Here is an 18,289-nt window from a genome sequence, read left to right on the forward strand (position 1 = left end):
TCAAACCCGCTTATCTTCGCTGCGCGCCTTGCAGCTGCGCCCGCAGTTCGGGCGTCATCTGCTGGCCGACCCGCTCGACCAGAAGCGTCATCTCGTAGGCGACCAAGCCTATGTCGCAGTTGGGCGCGGCAAGAACGGCGAGACAAGATCCGTCCGAGATTGACATGAGGAAGAGATATCCCCGGTCCATCTCGACGACGGTCTGGTTCACCCCGCCGGCCTCGAAGCACCGTGCGGCACCCTGGGTCAGGCTCACCAACCCGGACGCCACCGCGGAGAGCTGCTCGGCCCGGTCGCGTGGGAGGCCCTGCGAGCCAGCCAGCAGCAGACCGTCTGCCGAGACCACCACCGCGTGTGCGACTCCGGGCACCTGCCGAACGAAATCGGTGATGAGCCAGCCAAAACTACCTGGCTGGTTTGTCGTCGCGGTCGTCACTCCTGCTCCTCGTCTTGACGGCTCTCGACTGAATCCTGGTCCCCAGCGTAAGCGTCCACCATGGCGTGGCGGCCCCGCCGGATGCCCTGCTGGAAGCTCGACATCCGGCCGCGCACCGCGTCAGCCGAGCGCGGTGGCAGCGCGGGTGTGCGCTGTGTCGCCGCCGGTCCGCCGGCACCCGGCCGGGACGGCGCCGATCCGGGGATCAGCTGGGCCTTCGGCACCCGCTTGGGCAGACCGGCCGAGGTGATCACCTCGGGGGCGGCCTTGCCCAGGTTCTGCGCGGCCTGCCAGCCCTCGTCACCCGGCGACTGCCAGGCCGACAGCGAGGCGGAGGCGCGCACGGACTGCTGCGGCTGCGCCGGCTGCTCCTCGGCGGCCGGTGCCGCGGGCTCCTCGTGGACCACCGGCTGGGCCGGCGGCTCCTCGTGGTGCGGCGCGTCGCCGTTGCCGTTGCTGTGGCCGTTCACACCGTTGGTCCCGTTGATCGCATGCGATGCCGGGGCCGGAACGACGGGCGGGGCCACGAGCGGTGCGGCCGGAACGTCTTCACCGGACGGTCTGCCCCGCTCGGAGGCAGGCGGCCGCTTGTCGCTGTCGCCTTCCTCGAACCACTGGGACAGCACTGCCTCGTAGATCGGCAGCCGCTCGGTGGGGGCGTCGACGTCGTGGTTGACCTCCTGGCGTGCTGGGGCAGGCCGCGGCGGCTCCTGGGCGGCCCTGGCGGCCTTCTCGGCGGCGAACGGGTCGCCGAACAGCGAGAGGGAGCCGGGGTCGCCGGACGCCTGGGCCGGGGGCTGGTCGAGCGGGGTGACCTGGGTGTGCGCCTCAGGTTCGCGCTCCGGTGCCCAGCGTACGTTCGGATCGGCCATCCCGTTTGTGGTGTTCTCCACGGGCGGCGGGTATCCGGCTGGTGTATACGGCGGCAGCGAGGTGACGTCCGAGTCCTCCGGCGTGCCGTCCGGCCGCAGCCGCGGCAGGCTCCCGGTGAACGCGCTGGCGATGCCGCCCGCGGGCCGCGGCGGGACCGGGCGCTGGCCGCCGGTGGTCGCACCCGCGCCGGTGGCGGTGATGCCGCCGGTCATCTCGTTCGGCGTGATGGTCGGGATGCCGCCGGTCGGCGTCAGGTTGGTCGGCTGGACGCCGCGCGAGGACTGGATCAGGTTCGACGGGACGATGATCCGGGCGATCAGGCCGCCGTCGATGTCCTCGTTGTCCCGCAGCCGGACCTGGATGTTGTGCCGCTGCGCCAGGCGCGCGACCACGTAGAGGCCCATTCGCCGGGTCACCGACACGTCCATGTCGGGCGGGTCGGCCAGGCGGCGGTTGGCGGCGTCGATCTCGTCCGCCGACATGCCCACACCCTGGTCGGTGATCTGGATGGCCAGTTCCTTCTTGCGGGTGGCGGCCATCCGCACGGTGACCTTCTTCTCCGGCTCGGAGAACGAGGTCGCGTTGTCCAGCAGCTCGGCGATCAGGTGCACGAGGTCGTTGACCGCGCGGCCCTGGACGGCCACCTCGGGCGCGGACAGCACGTCGATGCGGGCGTACTGCTCGACCTCGGAAACGGCGGCACCGACGACGTCAGCGGCCGGGACGGGCCGGGTCAGCTGACGCGACAGACCGGTGCCGGAGAGCACCAGCAGGCTTTCCGAGTTGCGCCGCATCCGGGTGGCCAGGTGGTCCAGCTCGAACAGGCTGGCCAGCTGGTCGGGGTCCTGCTCGTCCTGCTCCAGCCGGTCGATCAGGTTCAGCTGGCGTTCCACCAGGGCCTGCGAGCGGCGGGACAGGTTGACGAAGATCGAGTTGACGTTGTCGCGCAACAGCGCCTGCTCGGCGGCCATCCGGACGGCCTGTTCGTGAACGGCGTCGAACGACCGCGCGACTTCACCGGTCTCCTCACGGGTGAACACCGGCATGGGTTCGACCGCGTGCTTGGAGGCCGCGACGGGGTCCGGGTCGGCCAGGATGCGCTGCACCGTCTCCGGCAGCCTGGTGTAGGCGACGTCCAGAGCGTTGGTCCGCAGGGTCCGCAGCGGCTTCAGGATCGAGCGGGTGACCAGGGTCATCAGGATCAGCGCGAGGATCAGCAGGGCGAGCACGATGCCGGCGTTGGTCCACGCGGAGTTGGTCTTGGCGACCGCGAGCTGGTCGGCGCGGGCCCGCAGGGCACCCAGCAGGTCGGCCTCGACCTTGCGCAGCTTGTCGACCGTGGCGTTGCCGTCGGCGGTCAGGTGCGGCAGGTCGATCTGCAGGCTCGGCTGGTTGGCGTCGGCGCGGTTGAACGCGGTCGACTTGATCCGCTCCCGGTCGTCGACCTCGGGGCCGGACACGGTGTCGGAGTAGAACTGCAGCTCCTGCGGGGTGGCGTTGGCGCGGAAACCGGCCTGCGCGGCACCGAAGGAGGCCTGGGCGGCGCGGGTCTCGTCCAGCAGGCCGGACGGGAACTGGTCGACCACCGCGGCGATCTGCAGCGCGGCGTTCTCCTGCGAGGCGAACTCCTTGGCCTCGGACAACGCCTGCACCGTGGTGGCCTGGCGGAGCAGGTCCCGGTCGGTGACCGCGGTGTTGACCTCACGGCCCAGCTGCACCAGCGCCTGGATGATCGAGGTGTACGCCGCCTTCACCGCGAGGGCGGGGTACTCGGTGTTGGTGGCCGCCTGGCGCAGCGCGTCCAGACCGGCGAGGCGCTGCAGGCCCTGGTTGTAGCGGGCTCGCGCGCTCTCGTCGTCGGTGCGCACCAGGTTGGCCGCCTCGGACAACGCCGCACGCGCCCGCTCGACCCGGTTGATCTGCTGGTCGAGCTGGGCACGGTCGTTGGTCCGGTTGCGCGCCACGTTCTCGACCGCGAGCGTGCGTTCCTTCTGCAGCTCGTGGACGACCCCGGTGACGTTGCGGGCCAGGTCGACCTGGTTGACGGTCTGGCGGAACTCGTCGGCGCTCTTGAGGTCCTCCTCGGCGCGCAAGCCGCCGAGTACGAGGGCGGTCAGCGTCGGGATGATGAGGACGGCGAGGATCTTGGTGCGCAGGCGCCAGTTGCGGACCCGCCAAGGCGAGCCGGCGCGGGCGGACGTGCCACCTGCGGGGCGGGCCGCCTGCGGCGGCCGGGCTCCTCCGTCGGTCATGTCGCCGCCTGGCGCCATCGCCATGCGACTGTTCCCCGAGCTACCTGCGACCCCAGCGTTCTGGTCGGGCACTCCCAGCACACTCCCTGCGTTTGAGCCAGTAGCCCGGTACCCGGAAGGCCAGCTCGAACGGACAAATACCGCAATGAGTAGGACACCGAACGCGCCCACGGGGGCACGCTCTTCGCCGAAACGTCAGGTCACATAGCTTTCCGTCCTCACAACCTGCAGTTTCAGCGCGCGGCACCCATCCGCGTCGCCTCGTGTCGGAAATCGCCCGATCGGACGACGCCCGGCAGAAGCATCGCGGCCCAAGGCCACCTTGGTCAACCCATCCCGACCTGGGCTGGCCAAAGCGACCACGGTGTTCCCCTCGAACCTGCCCATCTACCCGGCGACGGCGGTGGCCGTCAACCCGGCATCCGGGCAGCCTCCTCACTACATCGGTGGCGCTCCACCTCACTGTGGGCACAGAAGGTAGCGAAAAGTATGCCGAGATGTAAGCCTATCGGGGAGGTTTGCCGAAGGTTCGGGTTCAACCAGCGGCGGAACACCTGCAGCGTGACGATCATTTTCTCGGCGGATACATCCTTTTGACCGGCAGATACGTCCGTTCGAGGGATATGCGCGTTAGTCCTGTGACCGTGCGTATTCACGTTGTGACAACCGGTACAGACTCGCTGGAGTGGGAGGCCGGTGGCCTTGCCCACCAGCACCCAGAGCAGGGGTCAGCGCATTCGCGCATTGGTGTCCGTTCTCACAATCATCGGCTGCATATCCGGTTGCGGCGCCCTGGAGTCGGCGGAGCCGTCGGCGCTTCGCGTGTCGGTGGCGAAGATGGTCTCCGGCATCGAGATCATCGCGGACGGGTCGGCGGCGGGGCCGTCGACCATATCGGCGTTACGCGACGAAGGCCTGGACTACAAGTCGATCAAATGGGTGACCATGCCGTTTCCCGATATGGCCGCGCGATCGCAGCGGGGCGACATCGACGCGGCATTCCTGACCGAGCCGTTCATCACCCAGGCGCGCGGTGCCGGTGTTCGACACCGCGACGGGCACGACCGCAGCAAGATCGAACGGCTGACGATGGAGTTCGCCAAAGTCAACAAAGACACCACCACCAGCACAAACCTCCTCAACTCCGCTCCGCACACGACCCACGGAAGCGAGCCGCAGCTGGGTGCCGGCGGGCAAGCCGCGGCCGGGCCCGATCGGCGGCGCGATCGGCGCGGGCGGGCCGGTGGGCACGGGTGGATGGCCGGGTCTGGACATCTCGCTGCGCACTCTTCGCGAGAACGGCGCTCTCATCGAAGAGCAGCGGAGAGCGGCGATCGCAGCCCCAACGCCGTCCCGCCTGGCAGGACACGCGGGTATGCGGGAGGGGCTCGGGGCAGGGCACCGGGACTGCCGGCCGCTGGACGACGAGAGCGACGCTTGGCCGAGAGCCTTGGCGGAGCTGGGAAACAGGCCACTGCCGCCCGCGTCAGCGTGCTTGCGTGGCGATCGCGCCTGCCATTGCGATAGGGATCGCGGTTCCGGCTGGGTTGTTGTTGGGGAGCGTTCCGTTTCTGCGCGTCGCGACTCAGACTTTTGTTGAGTTTCTGCGGCCGATCCCGTCGGTGGCCCTGATTCCGCGCCATCGTGGCGATGGGCGGCGGTCCGCCACCAAGATCGCGCTCGCCGTCTATGCCGCGGTGTGGCCGGTTCTGTTCAACACGATCTACGCCCTCGCCGAGATCGACCCGCTCCTGCTCGGCACCGCAAGGTCTTCCGGCCTCGGCAAGACCCGCACGATGGTCACCGTCTCGCTGCCGAAGATCTTCAGCGGCTGAGCCTCAGCAGCGCGCAGCTGCTGATGGTCGTCTCGCGTCCGGGACCAGTTCAGCTTTCCCCGGATGTGGGCATGGGTGGTGCTTCTCGGACTGCTCGGCTACGTCCTCACCATGGCGCTGCTCGCGGCCGAGCGAAAAGTTCTTCGGTGGCAACCGAACTGAACGTCACCAGGCACTACTCCATTCGTGGGGTGACCCGATCGAGCGACTTGTGCAGCGAAGAGAAACCACTTCGCAACCCGTTGTGACGGGCATTGGCGGGTCGCTAGCGTGTCGCCGGTACGTCGGGGATCGAAGTTGTAAAAGATTCACATCGACTCAGTACCGAGGAGAGGCAATGCCTAGACGCGGCGACACCGGCCAGGTGTACCGGTCGCGCGTGCGGATCCCGATCATCGCCGCCACCCTTGCCCTGCTGACCGCGGCCTCCGGCTGCGGGCTGATGGGCGGCAGCAGCGGTGACTCGACCACCAAGCCCAGCGCCACCGGTGGCGCGGTCGAGAAGCAGAAGATCAGAGTGGGCGTCCTGCCAGTCGTGGACGTCGCGCCGCTGTACCGGGCGATCGATCAGGGTTACTTCAGGCAGCAAGGCCTCGAGGTCGAACCGGTCTCCGTGCAGAGCGGGCCGAAGGCCGTCGAGGGGATCATCGGCGGCGACCTGGACATCGCGTTCACCAGCTACCCGGGCGCGTTCGCGGCGCAGGCCAAGGGCGCGGCCAACCTCAAGATCGTCGCGGACGCGTACGCGGCCCGGCCGGGGCACCTCGTGCTAGTCGCGACCAAGAACTCGCCGATGCAGAAACCCGAGGACGCCGGCGGCAAGAAGATCGCGGTGACCAGCAAGGGCTCCATCTCCGACCTGGGCGCGATGTCGGTGCTGAAGACCAAGGGCGTGGACGTCACCAAGATCAACTGGGTGCCGATGGGCTTCCCCGACATGGGTCCGGCCATGCAGCAGGGCACCATCGACGGCGCGGTGGTGGCCGAGCCGTTCGTGACCACGACGGAGAAGCAGTACGGCGCCTCCCCGGTGCTGGACGTCTCGTCCGGCCCGACGGCGGACATCTCGATGTCCGGCTGGGCCGCCACGGACAAGCTGGCCACGGCGAACCCGAACACCATGGCGGCCTTCCAGCGGGGGCTGGCGCAGGGTGTCTCGGACGTCAAGAGCGACCGCTCGAAGCTGGAGCCGATCCTGGTGAAGTACGTCAAGATCGACGCGGCCACGGCCTCGCTGGTGCACATCGCGGACTACCCGGAGTCGCTCGACCCGGTCCGGCTGCAGCGTGTGGCCGACCTGATGTCGGAGTTCAAGGTGATCCCGGAGAAGCTCAACGTGCAGCCGATGCTGCTCTCGTCGGCCTCCAAGTAGGACGCGCGTAACACAGACCCGGGGGCCGGCCGCCCTCGGGTCTGTCCGTTTCTCACCCACTGATCAACTTCGGCTGTGGCTCGGTCGCACTAGCCGGGTGCCGCCAGTTGGCGTACCTGGCTACTCCTCGGCCATTAACCCGATCGGGGTGTTTCGATACGTGGCCAGTGGCCGGTAAGCGGCCATTTGTCCCGACCCCGTATCGCTCACTAGAGTGACCACCTGGCGTTCGGCCGGGTGAAGCCCGTTTTCCAACCGCTCATGGAGTTCGGTGTGCTGACCAACTCGGTCGCCGGTGAGCCGGCGTGATCCGGTTCATTCGCGGCCTGCTGGGGATCCTGTTCGTCCTCGCCCTGTGGCAGCTCGGTTCGGCCACCGGGCTGTTCCCCGAGACCTACATCCCGCCGCCCACCACCGTGCTGCCCACGATGGTGGATCTGTTCTCGCAGCAGTTCAACAACGACACCGACACGTTCATCCGGGACCTGATCGCCACCATGCTGGCCTGGGGGCTGTCGCTGCTGATCGCCATCGGCATCGCGGTACCCGCCGGGCTGCTGCTGGGCAGCGTGCCCTCGGTGCGGGTGGCCACCCGGGTGATCATCGAGTTCCTCCGGCCGATCCCGTCGGTAGCGCTGATCCCGCTGGTGCTGATCCTGATCGGCTCGGGGCCGGACGCCAAGATCAGCCTCGCGGTCTACGCGGCGATCTGGCCGATCCTGTTCAACACGATCTACGCGCTGGACGAGATCGACCCGCTGCAGCTGGACACCGCCCGCTCGTTCGGCCTGGGCAAGACCCGCACGATGGCCACGGTGTCGCTGCCGCACGCGGCGCCGTTCGTGTTCACCGGCGTGCGGCTGGCCAGCGCGGTCATCCTGATCGTCGTGATCAGCACCGAGTACCTGGCCACCTCGGACATCGGCCTCGGCCGGTTCCTCACCCAGTACGCCAGCGGTTCCGGCCGCCAGGACGTGATCCTGGCCGTCACGGTGCTGTCCGGGGTGATCGGCTACGCGCTCGACAGCGGGTTCCTGAAGCTCAGCCGGGTGCTGTTCAAGTGGAGCAACCAGACGGAGGCGGCGAAATGACCCGGTTCAGGGGCTTCGCGCAGCGCTGGATCGTCTTCGTCTGCGTGCTCGTGGTCTGGGAGCTGGCCACGCTGGCCGCCCAGTCGAAGTTCTTCCCGCCGCCCACCGAGATCGCGCCGGCCATCCTGGGCATCTGGTTCAGCGGCCCGGCCTCGCAGCTGTTCCTCAGCGACGCGGTGTTCATCCACGTCCTGCCCAGCCTGGGCCGGCTGCTCACCGGCTGGCTCGGCGCCGCGGTGATCGGCATCACCGCCGGGCTCGCGCTCGGCCGGTCCAAGCACGGCCTGGAGTACTTCGGGCCGGTGCTGGCGTTCCTGCGGTCCATCCCGCCGGTGCTGCTGCTGCCGTTCTTCATGGTGCTGCTGGGCATCGAGGCGCCGCAGAAGATCGCGCTGATCGCGTTCGGCACGTTGTGGCCGATCCTGCTCAACTCGGCCGACGGGGCCCGCTCGGTCGACCAGGTCAAGGTGGACACCGCGAAGTCGTTCGGCGTGCCGCGCCGCCAGTGGATCCTGATGGTCGTGCTGCCCGCGGCGCTGCCCAAGATCTTCGCCGGGCTGCGCGTCTCGCTGTCGCTCGCCCTGGTGCTGATGGTGATCTCCGAGCTGGTCGGGGCGGTCACCGGGCTGGGCACCCAGCTCACGGACTTCCAGCGCCAGTATGACTACGCGAACATGTGGGCGCTGATCATCCTGCTCGGCGTCCTCGGCTACGGCCTCAACAGCCTGCTGCTCCTGGTGGAACGCCGGGTGCTGTCCTGGCAACCCACTCGTAACGTCCAAGCAAGTACCGTGAAAGCCGGAGGCTGAAGACCATGACGGCAATGCTGGACGTCGCCGAGCTGCGCCACACGTACGGCTCGGGACCATCCGCACACACCGCGGTACAGAACCTGACGTTCACGGTGGGCACCGGCGAGCTGGCCTGCATCGTGGGCCCGTCCGGGTGCGGCAAGACGACGCTGCTGCGCTGCATCGCCGGGCTGATCCGGCCGTCGGCGGGCACGGTGTCGCTGCACGGCGACCTGATCGACCGCACCCCGTCCGACCTGGCGGTGGTGTTCCAGGACTACAGCCGCTCGCTGTTCCCGTGGCTGTCGGTGCGCGGGAACGTGGAGTTCCCGTTGCGGTCCAGGAACATCTCCAAGTCCGAGCGCCGGCGCCGGTCGGCCGAGGCGCTGGAGTCGGTGGGCCTGTCCGCGGCGGCCGCCAAATACCCGTGGCAGCTGTCCGGCGGCATGCAGCAGCGCGTGTCCATCGCGCGGGCGCTGGCCTGCCAGCCGTCGCTGCTGCTGATGGACGAGCCGTTCGCCTCGGTGGACGCGCAGACCCGGTTCGAGCTGGAGGACCTGCTGCTGCGGGTGCGCCGCGAGCACGAGAGCACGGTCCTGCTGGTCACCCACGACATCGACGAGAGCGTCTACCTGGGCGACCGCGTGCTGGTGCTGTCCAAGTCGCCCGCGTCGATCGTCGCGGACCTGACCGTGGACCTGCCCGCGAACCGCGACCAGATCACCACCAGGGAGTCCAAGAACTTCGTCGCGCTGCGCGGTGAGGTGGCGCGGCTGCTGCACAACACGCCCGCGCCGGAGACGACCGTGCACCGCCCGACCGCGGCCGAGGAAGAGGCGGCGGCCCAGCGGTTCCTGGCAGCCGAACGCTCCCAGCGCAGCGAGGTCACCAAGAGCTGAGCGCGCCCCGGCCCTGCCCACCCCTCAATAGAGGGTGTGGGCAGGGTCGGTGACGCGGACGTGGACGACGGTCGGGCGGTCCTCGATGAGGGACCGTTTCAAGGCCGTCCGGAAGTCCGCAATGGACTCGACTGTGATCCCGTAGCAGCCCAGACTCGTTGCCAGGGCGGCGAAGTCTATGCCGCCGAGGTCGGTGCCCGGGATCTTCTGCTCAGCCGATGACAGGAGCTTCAGGGCCGCGTACTCGGCGTTGTCCAGGATCACGAACGTCATCGGCAGGTTCTCGCGGGCGGCGGTCCACAACGCCTGGATGCCGTACATGCTGGAGCCATCGCCCAGGATCGCCACCACGCGGCGGTCAGGGCGACCCAACGCGGCGCCGACGGCCGCAGGCAGTCCCCAGCCGAGCGTGCCGCTGGCCATCGTGAGGAAACCCGTGTGGCGCGCCCGAATCGGCAGGTAGTCGTGCATGAGGTTGCGGTGGCTCGGCGCCTCCTCGACCACCAGCGCGTTGTCCGGCAGCAAATTCGCCAGAGCAGCGAGCACGTGCACCGGTGAGACCGGGTCACTGTCCGCGGGAATTGCTGGTCGTACCAGTGGTTTCGGCGTCACCCGGTCCACTGGGACGACCATTTCGGACAGCCGGCGAACCGCTGGCCCGATCATCGACCGAATGCCGACGCCTGCCTTGGCGCGCGCGAGCACGTCCGGGTCGTCGTTGATCAGGAACAACGGTGGCAACGGCGTGGCAGCATTACCGCGGAACACATGCAGGGTGAACACCGGCGCGCCCAGCACCAGTGCGAGGTCGTACGGTTCGAGCGCGGCCGCGATGGACCGTTCCTCCGGGTCGAGAAATCCCTGGAACAACGGGTGATCCTCGGGGAACGAGCACCGCGACGACATCGGCGCCACGAACACCCCCGCCCGGATCCGTTCCGCCAAGGCGACGACATCCGCAACGGCGTCCTCAGCGTCCACAGCGGCCCCAACGACGATCACCGGACGCTCGGCCCCGTCCACAGCGGACGCGAGCCCTGACAACGCCTCTGGGGCCGCGACCGGGCCGAGGATCCGGGGCCGCACGGGCACGGCACCTTCACTGGGCGCATCCCAGTCGTCGGCGGGAACGGAAATGAACGCCGGACCGGTCGGCGGCTGGACCGCGAGGTGGTAGGCGTGCGCGAGCGCGGCCGCAACGTCCTGCGCCCGCGCGGGTTCGCAGCTCCACTTCACATATGGCCGCGGGAACACGGTCGGATCCGACGCTCCGAGGAACGGCTCCCCCGGCAGCAGCGAGCGGACCTGCTGACCGGCCAGCACCAGCATCGGCGTCCGGTTGCGGTACGCGGTGAACACGTGCCCCAGGCCGTGCCCGAGACCGCCCGCGGAGTGCAGGTTCACCAGAACGGGCTGGTCAGCTGCCTGCGCGTAACCGTCGGCCATCGCGACCACTGCAGCTTCCTGCAGACCGAGGACGTACCGGAAGCCGGCCGGCCAGTCCACCAGGAAGGGAATTTCCGTCGTCCCGGGGTTCCCGAACACCGTGGTGAGCCCGAAGTCGCGCAACAGGTCGCGGGCGACGTCCCGCACACTCGGGGTGGTCATGTGATTCTTTCACCTTTCGATCTTGTGACAGCACTCACTGCGGCCCACCTGTTTGGTGTATAAAACACCGCGAACGCCACGCATCGTGACTGATCGTGCCCCCCGTGTCAGCCGGTCGTGTCACAGCGTGACCGGAACAATCCTCGCGCAGATAAGGCATCTTCAATGCTTCGACGAGCAAGTGGTTCCGTACGATCGAGAAGAGCCGGCCGGGCGGTCGCAGCAATTCTGGGGACAGCGGGCATCCTCGCCGCCGTCTCCGGCTGCGGTCTGCTGGGTGGCTCGAGCAACGACTCCGGCGGCGGGGGCAACGGACAGCTCGAGCGCACCACCCTCAAGATCGGCGCGATGCCGATCCTCGACTCGGCGCCGGTGCACATCGCGTCGCTGAAGGGCTACTTCAAGGACGAGGGCCTGGACGTCACGCTGGAGCCCGTCACGGGCGCCGCCACGGCCATCCCCAAGCTGCTCTCCGGTGATCTTCAGCTCACGTATGGCGCGTACGTGCCCGTTCTGCAGGCCCAGGCGAAGGGCACCGGCGACTTCAAGTTCGTCGCCGACAGCTACCAGACCGCCGACAACATCTTCGTGATCATGGTCAAGGCGAACTCGCCGATCAAGTCGCCGAAGGACCTCACCGGCAAGACCATCGCGACCAACACCAAGAACAGCATCACCGACCTGCTCGCCAAGTCCGCGCTGGACACCGCCGGGGTGGACTCCAAGACGATCAAGTGGGTGGAGTTCCCGTTCCCGGACATGGGCGCCAAGCTGCAGGCGGGCGACATCGACGCGGCGGTCGTGCTCGAGCCGTACGTCACGCTCGCCCAGCGCAGCACCGGCGCGACGTCCATCCTGGACACCTCGTCCGGCCCGACGGCCAACTTCCCGATCTCCGGCTACACCACCACGGCGAAGTTCGCCCAGGAGAACCCGAAGACGGTCGAGGCCGTCCGGCGGGCGCTGACCAGGGCCTCCGAGGAGGCCCGCAACCGCACGACGGTCGAGGACGCGGTGGTGAAGTACGCGAAGATCGACAAGGAGGTGGCGGCCCTGGTGCGCATCGGCACGTACCCGACCAGCCTGGACCGCACCCGCCTGCAGCGGACCGTCGACCTGATGAAGAAGTACGACATGCTGCCCAAGGACGTGAACGTGGACAGCATGATCATCGACTCGGCGAAGACGGCCAAGTAACCAGCGGAAAAACTTGAGAAGTTGATCACGAAAACCCCGGCTTGCCCGGGGTTTTCCCATGTAGACGAACCGGGGCCATCACTCTACACTCCGCAATCGCTACGAGAACGTAGTGTGGCGCGAGGCGGAGCGCGTCACTCGGCGTGTCCGCCGCGGACACATCAGTGTCAGATGAGGCCTCACACATGTTTCGACTGTCACGCCGCTTGACGACCAGACGGGCCGTCGCCGCGATCCTGGGCGCCGCGGGCATCCTCGCCTCGGTGGCCGGCTGCGGGATGCTCGGTGGCTCGAGCGACGACAACAAAGCCGGCGGGAACGGCGCGGGCGGGCTGGAGCTCACCCACCTCAAGATCGGCGCCATGCCGATCCTGGACGACGCTCCGCTGCAGATCGCGGCCCAGAAGGGCTACTTCAAGGACGAGGGCCTGGACGTCACGCTGGAGCCCGTCACGGGTGCCGCGACGGCCATCCCGAAGCTGATCTCCGGCGACCTGCAGGTCACCTTCGGCGCCTACGTCCCGATCCTGCAGGCACAGGCCAAGGGCACCGGCGACTTCAAGTTCGTCGCCGACAGCTACCAGACCGCCGACAACATCTTCGTGATCATGGTCAAGGCCGGGTCGGCGATCAAGTCGCCGAAGGACCTGGCGGGCAGGACCATCGCCACGAACACCAAGAACAGCATCACCGACCTGCTGGCCAAGTCCGCGATGGACACCGCCGGCGTGGACTCGAAAACCGTCAAGTGGGTCGAGTTCCCGTTCCCGGACATGGCCGCGAAGTTGCAGGCGGGCGACATCGACGCCGCGGTGATCAACGAGCCGTTCATCACCGCGGCCCAGCGCAACAACGGCGCGGTGTCGCTGCTGGACATCGCCACCGGCCCGACCGCGAACTTCCCGCTGTCCGGGTACACCACGACCGCGAAGTTCGCGCAGGACAACCCGAAGACCGTCGAGGCCGTCCGCAGGGCGATCGTCCGCGCCGCGGGTGAGGCCGCCAACCGCGCGGTGGTCGAGGAGTCGGTCATCAAGTACGCCAAGATCGACAAGGACATCGCCGCGCTGGTCCGGCTGGGCACGTTCCCGACCAGCCTGGACCGCAACCGGCTGCAGCGCACGGTCGACCTGATGAAGAAGTACGACCTGCTGACCAAGGACATCAACATCGACTCGATGATCATCGCGCCGGCGACGACCGGCTAGTCTGTTTCGTACGAGAGCCCCGGCCGGTCGGCCGGGGCTTTTCGTTTCAGGGCTTGGTGGTCAGGCAGATCGTGGTCGGTGGCTCGAGGTAGGTGGCCACCACGTTGCCCGGTTCGCACGCTTTTGTGTCCACTGTGCCCGGTAAGACCTTCACGATCCGGTACTCCGCCGAGGGTCCGCAGGGCACGCGCTCGTGTGTCCTATTGCGACCGACGGTCTCGGTGCGCAGGCAGTCGCCCTCCTTGGCGTTGAGCATCAGGCACAGTTTCATCGAACTGCCGCTGGTCAGCTGCGTGTACTCCCCTGCCGGGCACAGACCCGTTGCGCTGTCGAGCTTTTTGGCGACCTTGTAGACCGCGTCGGTGGATCCGCAGTCGACCCGGTCGATCTGGGCGTCCGCCGCGGACACGATCTTGATGCAGTCGCCCTCGCCGACGTCGATCGTGCCGCGGTCGTCACTGGACACCGCGTACACGATCAGGCCGGTGATCGCCGCGACCACAACGCCCAGAACGATCTTCGACACGGCACTGCCGCGCGCGGGCCGGTCGCCCGGCTCGGCCGCTGGCGTGGTTGGCTCCGTCATCGAACACCCTTTTCCCCGGTCAGCCTGGGAAACGGTAAGCGACTGCGGGCTGTAACCCTTCGTGGGGTCTTTCGTGTTTTTTGTGTTCCATCCGGGTGTTGGCACACTGGGTGGGAACGACCAGAGGAGTGTTAGTGACCGACGGCCCACTCATCGTGCAGTCCGACAAGACGCTGCTGCTCGAGATCGATCACCCCCAGTCCGACCAGGCCAGGATGGCCATCGCGCCGTTCGCCGAGCTGGAGCGCGCCCCGGAGCACGTGCACACCTATCGGGTGACGCCGTTGGCGCTGTGGAACGCACGCGCGGCCGGTCACGACGCGGAGCAGGTCGTCGACGCGCTGTCGCGGTTCTCCCGGTACCCGGTGCCGCAGCCGTTGCTGATCGACGTCGTGGACACGATGGGCCGGTTCGGGCGGCTGCAGCTGATGCAGAACCCGGCGCACGGCCTGGTGCTCAACGCGCTGGACCGCGCGGTGCTGGAAGAGGTGCTGCGCAACAAGAAGATCGCGCCGATGCTGGGTACCCGGATCGACGACGACACCGTGATCGTGCACCCGAGCGAGCGGGGGCGGCTCAAGCAGGCGCTGCTGAAGGTCGGCTGGCCGGCCGAGGACCTCGCCGGGTACGTCGACGGCGAGCACCACCCGATCGCGCTGGACGAGAAGGACTGGCAGCTGCGCGACTACCAGCGCCAGGCCGCGCAGACGTTCTGGGCCGGCGGGTCCGGTGTGGTGGTTCTGCCTTGTGGCGCGGGCAAGACGCTGGTGGGCGCGGCCGCGATGGCCGAGGCGCAGGCGACCACGTTGATCCTGGTGACGAACACCGTGGCCGGGCGGCAGTGGAAGCGTGAGCTGATCGCGCGGACGTCGCTGACCGAGGAGGAGATCGGCGAGTACTCGGGTGAGCGCAAGGAGATCCGGCCGGTCACCATCGCGACCTACCAGGTGATCACCCGCAAGACCCGCGGCGAGTACCGGCATCTGGAGCTGTTCGACTCCCGGGACTGGGGCCTGATCGTCTACGACGAGGTGCACCTGTTGCCCGCGCCGGTGTTCCGGATGACCGCCGACCTCCAGTCACGGCGCCGCTTGGGGCTGACTGCGACGCTGGTGCGCGAGGACGGGCGCGAGGGTGATGTGTTCTCGCTGATCGGCCCGAAGCGCTACGACGTGCCGTGGCGGGACATCGAGGCCCAGGGCTGGATCGCGCCCGCCGAGTGCGTCGAGGTCCGCGTGACCCTCACGGACAGCGAGCGGCTGCAGTACGCCACCGCCGAACCCGAGGAGCGCTACAAGATCTGCTCCACCGCGCACACCAAAGCGGCCGTGGTCCGTGGCATCCTCGCAAAACACCCAGGCGAACCCGCGCTGGTGATCGGCGCATACCTCGACCAGCTGCACGAACTGGGCGAGGAGCTGAACGCGCCGATCGTCGAGGGCTCGACCAAGACCAGGGAACGCGAGCAGCTGTTCGACGCGTTCCGCAACGGCGAACTGCCGACCCTCGTGGTGTCCAAGGTCGCGAACTTCTCGATCGACCTGCCCGAGGCCTCGGTGGCGGTGCAGGTGTCGGGCACGTTCGGGTCACGCCAGGAAGAAGCTCAGCGCCTCGGCAGGCTGTTGCGCCCCAAGGGCGACGGCCGCCAAGCGCACTTCTACTCGGTCGTCTCCCGCGACACCCTCGACACCGAATACGCCGCCCACCGCCAGCGTTTCCTGGCCGAACAGGGCTATGCCTACACGATCGTCGACGCCGACGACCTCCTCGGCCCGCCCATCCCCGAGGTGAGCTGACACCAGGCATCCGGACGGTGTGGGGGCCGAAGGCGAGCATCTGCCACACCTCCTGACGGCCACCAGCACCGCTCGTCCCGCGCGACGCCCCGAAGGGTGAATCGTGGTTGTCAGACCCCTCCGCTAGGGTTATCTTCGAACACACGTTCGAACGGTGAGGGGTACTCATGACCGCGTTGTCGATCGAGCCGGCGGCCTCCCTGGGGTACTGGCACGGCGAGATTTGGTTGACCGACCAGGTGCTGACCGACCCGCACGCGTATCTCGACCGGGTCGCCGAGTACCCGCGCACCCATCTGTGGCCGGTGCTCGTGCCGCAGGACGGCCTGGGCCTGCCGCCCGAGGCCGCGTTCCAGCCCGAGCCGGCCCGCCGCGCCGTCGACCGGCACGACCCCCAGGCCGAGGCCGGTATCTCCGGCGCGGTGCTGGTGGCCAACAAGCGTCCGTCCTACCGCCTCGGCCTGGTCGAGGCGGGCCGCCCTGCCGACGTTCCGGCCCGCCTCGGCCGTCCTGGCCTGTCCGCGATCCTGCGCAGCTGGGAGGACCGGTTCGGCGCCACCCTCGTGGTGCTGGGCGCTCGCGAGATGATGCTGTCGGTGTCGGCGCCGCCGACCGAGCTGCACCACGCGCTGGTGGTGGCGAACGAGCACCGGTCGTTCTGCCCGCGCCTGCCCGGCACGCTGCCGCAGCTGTCGCGGGGGCTGATCCGGATGCGCCGCTGGCACTTCCGCTGGCGCTGACCCACACTGCCGGAGTGTCTCGATGGACCTGCCCCGCCTGTGACCGGGAGTTCGGCCGCGCCAACCAGTCGCACGTCTGTGTTCCCGGTTGCACCCCCGCGGAGACCTTCGCGGGCCACAACCCGGTGTACCCCGAGATCTACGCGGAGATCATGGCTCACCTGGAGTCCCTTGGACCGGTGCACGCGGACGCGGTGAAGGTCGGCGTCTTCCTGAAGTCCACCCGCAAACTCGCCGAGATCCGGCCGAAAGCGCGCTCCCTCACGATGTGGCTCGCTCTCCCGCACGCGGTCGTCAGTCCGCGGATCACCCGTCAGGAACGGACCTCCGCGGACACCGTGTACCACGTCCTCAAGCTGCACTCAGTATCCGATGTGGACGAAGAGCTCCGCGAATGGCTCACCATCGCCTACGACTTCGCCACCTGAGAACTCAGCCGCCGGGCCGGGTGAGGCCCTGGGCGCTGGCGCCGCGGCTGAGCACGATCTCGTCGGTGCGCTGCAGAGTCTCCGCGCGGCGGGCGGGCGGGCCGACATTCGGCTGCGACAAATCGAGCAGGCGAATGGGCGGACCCAGATCGATCAGGATCGGCAGATAGTCCGCCTTGTCGACCGACCAGGCATTTCCGTTGCGGGTGAAGTGGAAACGGGCGATCACGCCTTCCTCGGTGATGCCTTTCGGCTCGGAGTGGCGGGCGATCTCGTTGCCCATCCCGTAGGCGACCCATTTGCCGTTGATCTTCTCGAACGGCTGCACGACGTGCGCGTGGTGGCCGATGATCAGGTCGATGTTGGGGTCGTTCAGCAGTTTCTTGGCCAGGTTCTTCTGCTCGGTGGTCGGTTCCTGGACGTACTCGGTGCCCCAGTGCAGGCTGGCGATCACGACCTGGGCGCCGGCCGCGCGGGCGGCTTTCGCGGCCGCGATGATGTCCTCGGCGTCGATGGTGTTGGCGAGCCAGGGTTTGTCGGCGGGCAGTTTCTTGCCGTTGAAGCCGAAGGCGAACGAGATGTGGCCGACCTTCACGCCGTGCACCTCGATGATCAGCGGCCTTTTCGCCTCCTGTTCGGAACGCGCCGAACCGGTGTGTTTGATGCCCGCCGCGTCGAGTGCGTCCAGCGTCCGTTTCACACCGTCCGAGCCCTGGTCGATCGTGTGATTGGACGCGGTCGAACAATCGTCGTAACCGATGTCCTTCAGCGCGTCGACGATCTCCGGCGGCGCACTGAACTCCGGATAGCCCTTGAACGGGCCGGCGGCGTCCGCCAATGGCGTTTCCAGGTGACAGATCGCCAGATCGGCGGCGCCGACCGTGGCCTTCACCCCGGCCAGGATCTTGCGGTAGTCCCGCTTCCCGCCGCCATCCTCCGTCGCCTGGTCGGTCAACGCGGGATGGATCAGCACATCGCCGCTCGCGACCACGGTGAACCCGTTGTCGGACGCGGGCGGCGGCGAGTTGAGCTGCTGCTGTGCCGGCGGCGGGGCGAGCCCGGTCGGCACGGAGATAGGCGGTTGCGAACCGTCACTCGTCGCGCACCCAGCGACAAGTGTGGCCGCGGACAAACTCGCGAGCAGGAGCCGGCGCATGCGCGTCATCCTGCCAGGAGG

At 68.2% G+C, this 18,289-nt stretch carries 14 protein-coding genes and 1 pseudogene; 10 read left to right on the forward strand and 5 right to left on the reverse strand.

Annotated elements, in window-relative coordinates; all coding sequences use genetic code 11:
* Positions 1 to 10: 10 nt before the first annotated feature.
* Complete coding sequence (locus AB0J95_RS01785) at positions 11 to 436, reverse strand: roadblock/LC7 domain-containing protein (protein WP_033390388.1); 426 nt, start codon at positions 434 to 436, stop codon at positions 11 to 13.
* Entirely contained in the window at positions 433 to 3,561 is a 3,129-nt protein-coding gene (locus AB0J95_RS01790; protein WP_364750898.1) for a nitrate- and nitrite sensing domain-containing protein, read from the reverse strand. The genes AB0J95_RS01785 and AB0J95_RS01790 overlap by 4 nt, the downstream gene beginning before the upstream one ends.
* 1,502 nt (positions 3,562 to 5,063) lie before the next feature.
* On the opposite strand from AB0J95_RS01790, the pseudogene AB0J95_RS01795 reads away from it, so the two are divergent.
* The 5 genes and pseudogenes from AB0J95_RS01795 to AB0J95_RS01815 form a co-directional block, all read left to right on the forward strand.
* A pseudogene (locus tag AB0J95_RS01795) lies at positions 5,064 to 5,393 on the forward strand (ABC transporter permease subunit); the annotation flags it as partial.
* A 340-nt stretch (positions 5,394 to 5,733) separates the two neighbouring features.
* Positions 5,734 to 6,768 (forward strand): ABC transporter substrate-binding protein, encoded by a 1,035-nt coding sequence (locus AB0J95_RS01800; RefSeq protein ID WP_364750900.1) that lies wholly within the window; start codon positions 5,734 to 5,736, stop codon positions 6,766 to 6,768.
* A gap of 305 nt (positions 6,769 to 7,073) precedes the next feature.
* Positions 7,074 to 7,859 carry an ABC transporter permease gene (locus AB0J95_RS01805; protein WP_364750903.1) on the forward strand — a complete coding sequence of 262 codons (786 nt, stop codon included), beginning with the start codon at positions 7,074 to 7,076 and terminating at the stop codon, positions 7,857 to 7,859.
* On the forward strand, positions 7,856 to 8,668 hold the full coding sequence (locus tag AB0J95_RS01810) for an ABC transporter permease (protein WP_364750906.1): 813 nt from the start codon (positions 7,856 to 7,858) through the stop codon (positions 8,666 to 8,668). The genes AB0J95_RS01805 and AB0J95_RS01810 overlap by 4 nt, the downstream gene beginning before the upstream one ends.
* A gap of 5 nt (positions 8,669 to 8,673) precedes the next feature.
* Positions 8,674 to 9,549, forward strand: coding sequence for an ABC transporter ATP-binding protein (locus AB0J95_RS01815; protein ID WP_364750909.1), 876 nt, complete (start codon positions 8,674 to 8,676; stop codon positions 9,547 to 9,549).
* A gap of 24 nt (positions 9,550 to 9,573) precedes the next feature.
* Here the strand turns inward: AB0J95_RS01815 and mdlC are convergent, their stop codons facing one another.
* Positions 9,574 to 11,157, reverse strand: a complete 1,584-nt coding sequence (gene mdlC, locus AB0J95_RS01820; RefSeq protein WP_364750912.1) for a benzoylformate decarboxylase — start codon at positions 11,155 to 11,157, stop codon at positions 9,574 to 9,576.
* Positions 11,158 to 11,322: 165 nt separating this feature from the next.
* On the opposite strand from mdlC, the gene AB0J95_RS01825 reads away from it, so the two are divergent.
* Together AB0J95_RS01825 and AB0J95_RS01830 are read left to right on the forward strand one after the other, a co-directional pair.
* Positions 11,323 to 12,354 (forward strand): ABC transporter substrate-binding protein, encoded by a 1,032-nt coding sequence (locus AB0J95_RS01825; RefSeq protein WP_364750915.1) that lies wholly within the window; start codon positions 11,323 to 11,325, stop codon positions 12,352 to 12,354.
* Positions 12,355 to 12,560: 206 nt separating this feature from the next.
* Positions 12,561 to 13,562, forward strand: coding sequence for an ABC transporter substrate-binding protein (locus tag AB0J95_RS01830; RefSeq protein WP_364750918.1), 1,002 nt, complete (start codon positions 12,561 to 12,563; stop codon positions 13,560 to 13,562).
* Between the two features lie 46 nt (positions 13,563 to 13,608).
* Here AB0J95_RS01830 and AB0J95_RS01835 read toward each other — a convergent pair whose 3' ends face one another.
* Positions 13,609 to 14,148 (reverse strand): hypothetical protein, encoded by a 540-nt coding sequence (locus tag AB0J95_RS01835; protein WP_364750921.1) that lies wholly within the window; start codon positions 14,146 to 14,148, stop codon positions 13,609 to 13,611.
* A gap of 134 nt (positions 14,149 to 14,282) precedes the next feature.
* Between AB0J95_RS01835 and AB0J95_RS01840 the strand changes: the two genes are divergently transcribed.
* From AB0J95_RS01840 to AB0J95_RS01850, 3 genes are all read left to right on the forward strand, one after another.
* On the forward strand, positions 14,283 to 15,944 hold the full coding sequence (locus AB0J95_RS01840) for a DNA repair helicase XPB (RefSeq protein WP_364750923.1): 1,662 nt from the start codon (positions 14,283 to 14,285) through the stop codon (positions 15,942 to 15,944).
* Between the two features lie 167 nt (positions 15,945 to 16,111).
* Positions 16,112 to 16,684 (forward strand): DUF4253 domain-containing protein, encoded by a 573-nt coding sequence (locus tag AB0J95_RS01845; protein WP_364750926.1) that lies wholly within the window; start codon positions 16,112 to 16,114, stop codon positions 16,682 to 16,684.
* Positions 16,685 to 16,698: 14 nt separating this feature from the next.
* Positions 16,699 to 17,112 (forward strand): DUF5655 domain-containing protein, encoded by a 414-nt coding sequence (locus AB0J95_RS01850; protein WP_364750928.1) that lies wholly within the window; start codon positions 16,699 to 16,701, stop codon positions 17,110 to 17,112.
* Positions 17,113 to 17,116: 4 nt separating this feature from the next.
* Here the strand turns inward: AB0J95_RS01850 and AB0J95_RS01855 are convergent, their stop codons facing one another.
* Positions 17,117 to 18,277, reverse strand: coding sequence for a CapA family protein (locus tag AB0J95_RS01855; protein ID WP_364750931.1), 1,161 nt, complete (start codon positions 18,275 to 18,277; stop codon positions 17,117 to 17,119).
* Between the last annotated feature and the right edge of the window lie 12 nt (positions 18,278 to 18,289).

The sequence above is a fragment of the Actinocrispum sp. NPDC049592 genome, assembly GCF_040675465.1.
Lineage (GTDB): Bacteria > Actinomycetota > Actinomycetes > Mycobacteriales > Pseudonocardiaceae > Kibdelosporangium.

What these genes read in the sequence shown, in the direction of transcription:
- AB0J95_RS01855 (WP_364750931.1), bottom strand. Translation starts at nt 18,277, where the DNA reads ATGACGCGCATGCGCCGGCTCCTGCTCGCGAGTTTGTCCGCGGCCACA.
- AB0J95_RS01815 (WP_364750909.1), top strand. Translation starts at nt 8,674, where the DNA reads ATGACGGCAATGCTGGACGTCGCCGAGCTGCGCCACACGTACGGCTCG.
- AB0J95_RS01835 (WP_364750921.1), bottom strand. Translation starts at nt 14,148, where the DNA reads ATGACGGAGCCAACCACGCCAGCGGCCGAGCCGGGCGACCGGCCCGCG.
- AB0J95_RS01825 (WP_364750915.1), top strand. Translation starts at nt 11,323, where the DNA reads ATGCTTCGACGAGCAAGTGGTTCCGTACGATCGAGAAGAGCCGGCCGG.
- mdlC (WP_364750912.1), bottom strand. Translation starts at nt 11,157, where the DNA reads ATGACCACCCCGAGTGTGCGGGACGTCGCCCGCGACCTGTTGCGCGAC.
- AB0J95_RS01810 (WP_364750906.1), top strand. Translation starts at nt 7,856, where the DNA reads ATGACCCGGTTCAGGGGCTTCGCGCAGCGCTGGATCGTCTTCGTCTGC.
- AB0J95_RS01845 (WP_364750926.1), top strand. Translation starts at nt 16,112, where the DNA reads ATGACCGCGTTGTCGATCGAGCCGGCGGCCTCCCTGGGGTACTGGCAC.
- AB0J95_RS01800 (WP_364750900.1), top strand. Translation starts at nt 5,734, where the DNA reads ATGCCTAGACGCGGCGACACCGGCCAGGTGTACCGGTCGCGCGTGCGG.
- AB0J95_RS01790 (WP_364750898.1), bottom strand. Translation starts at nt 3,561, where the DNA reads ATGACCGACGGAGGAGCCCGGCCGCCGCAGGCGGCCCGCCCCGCAGGT.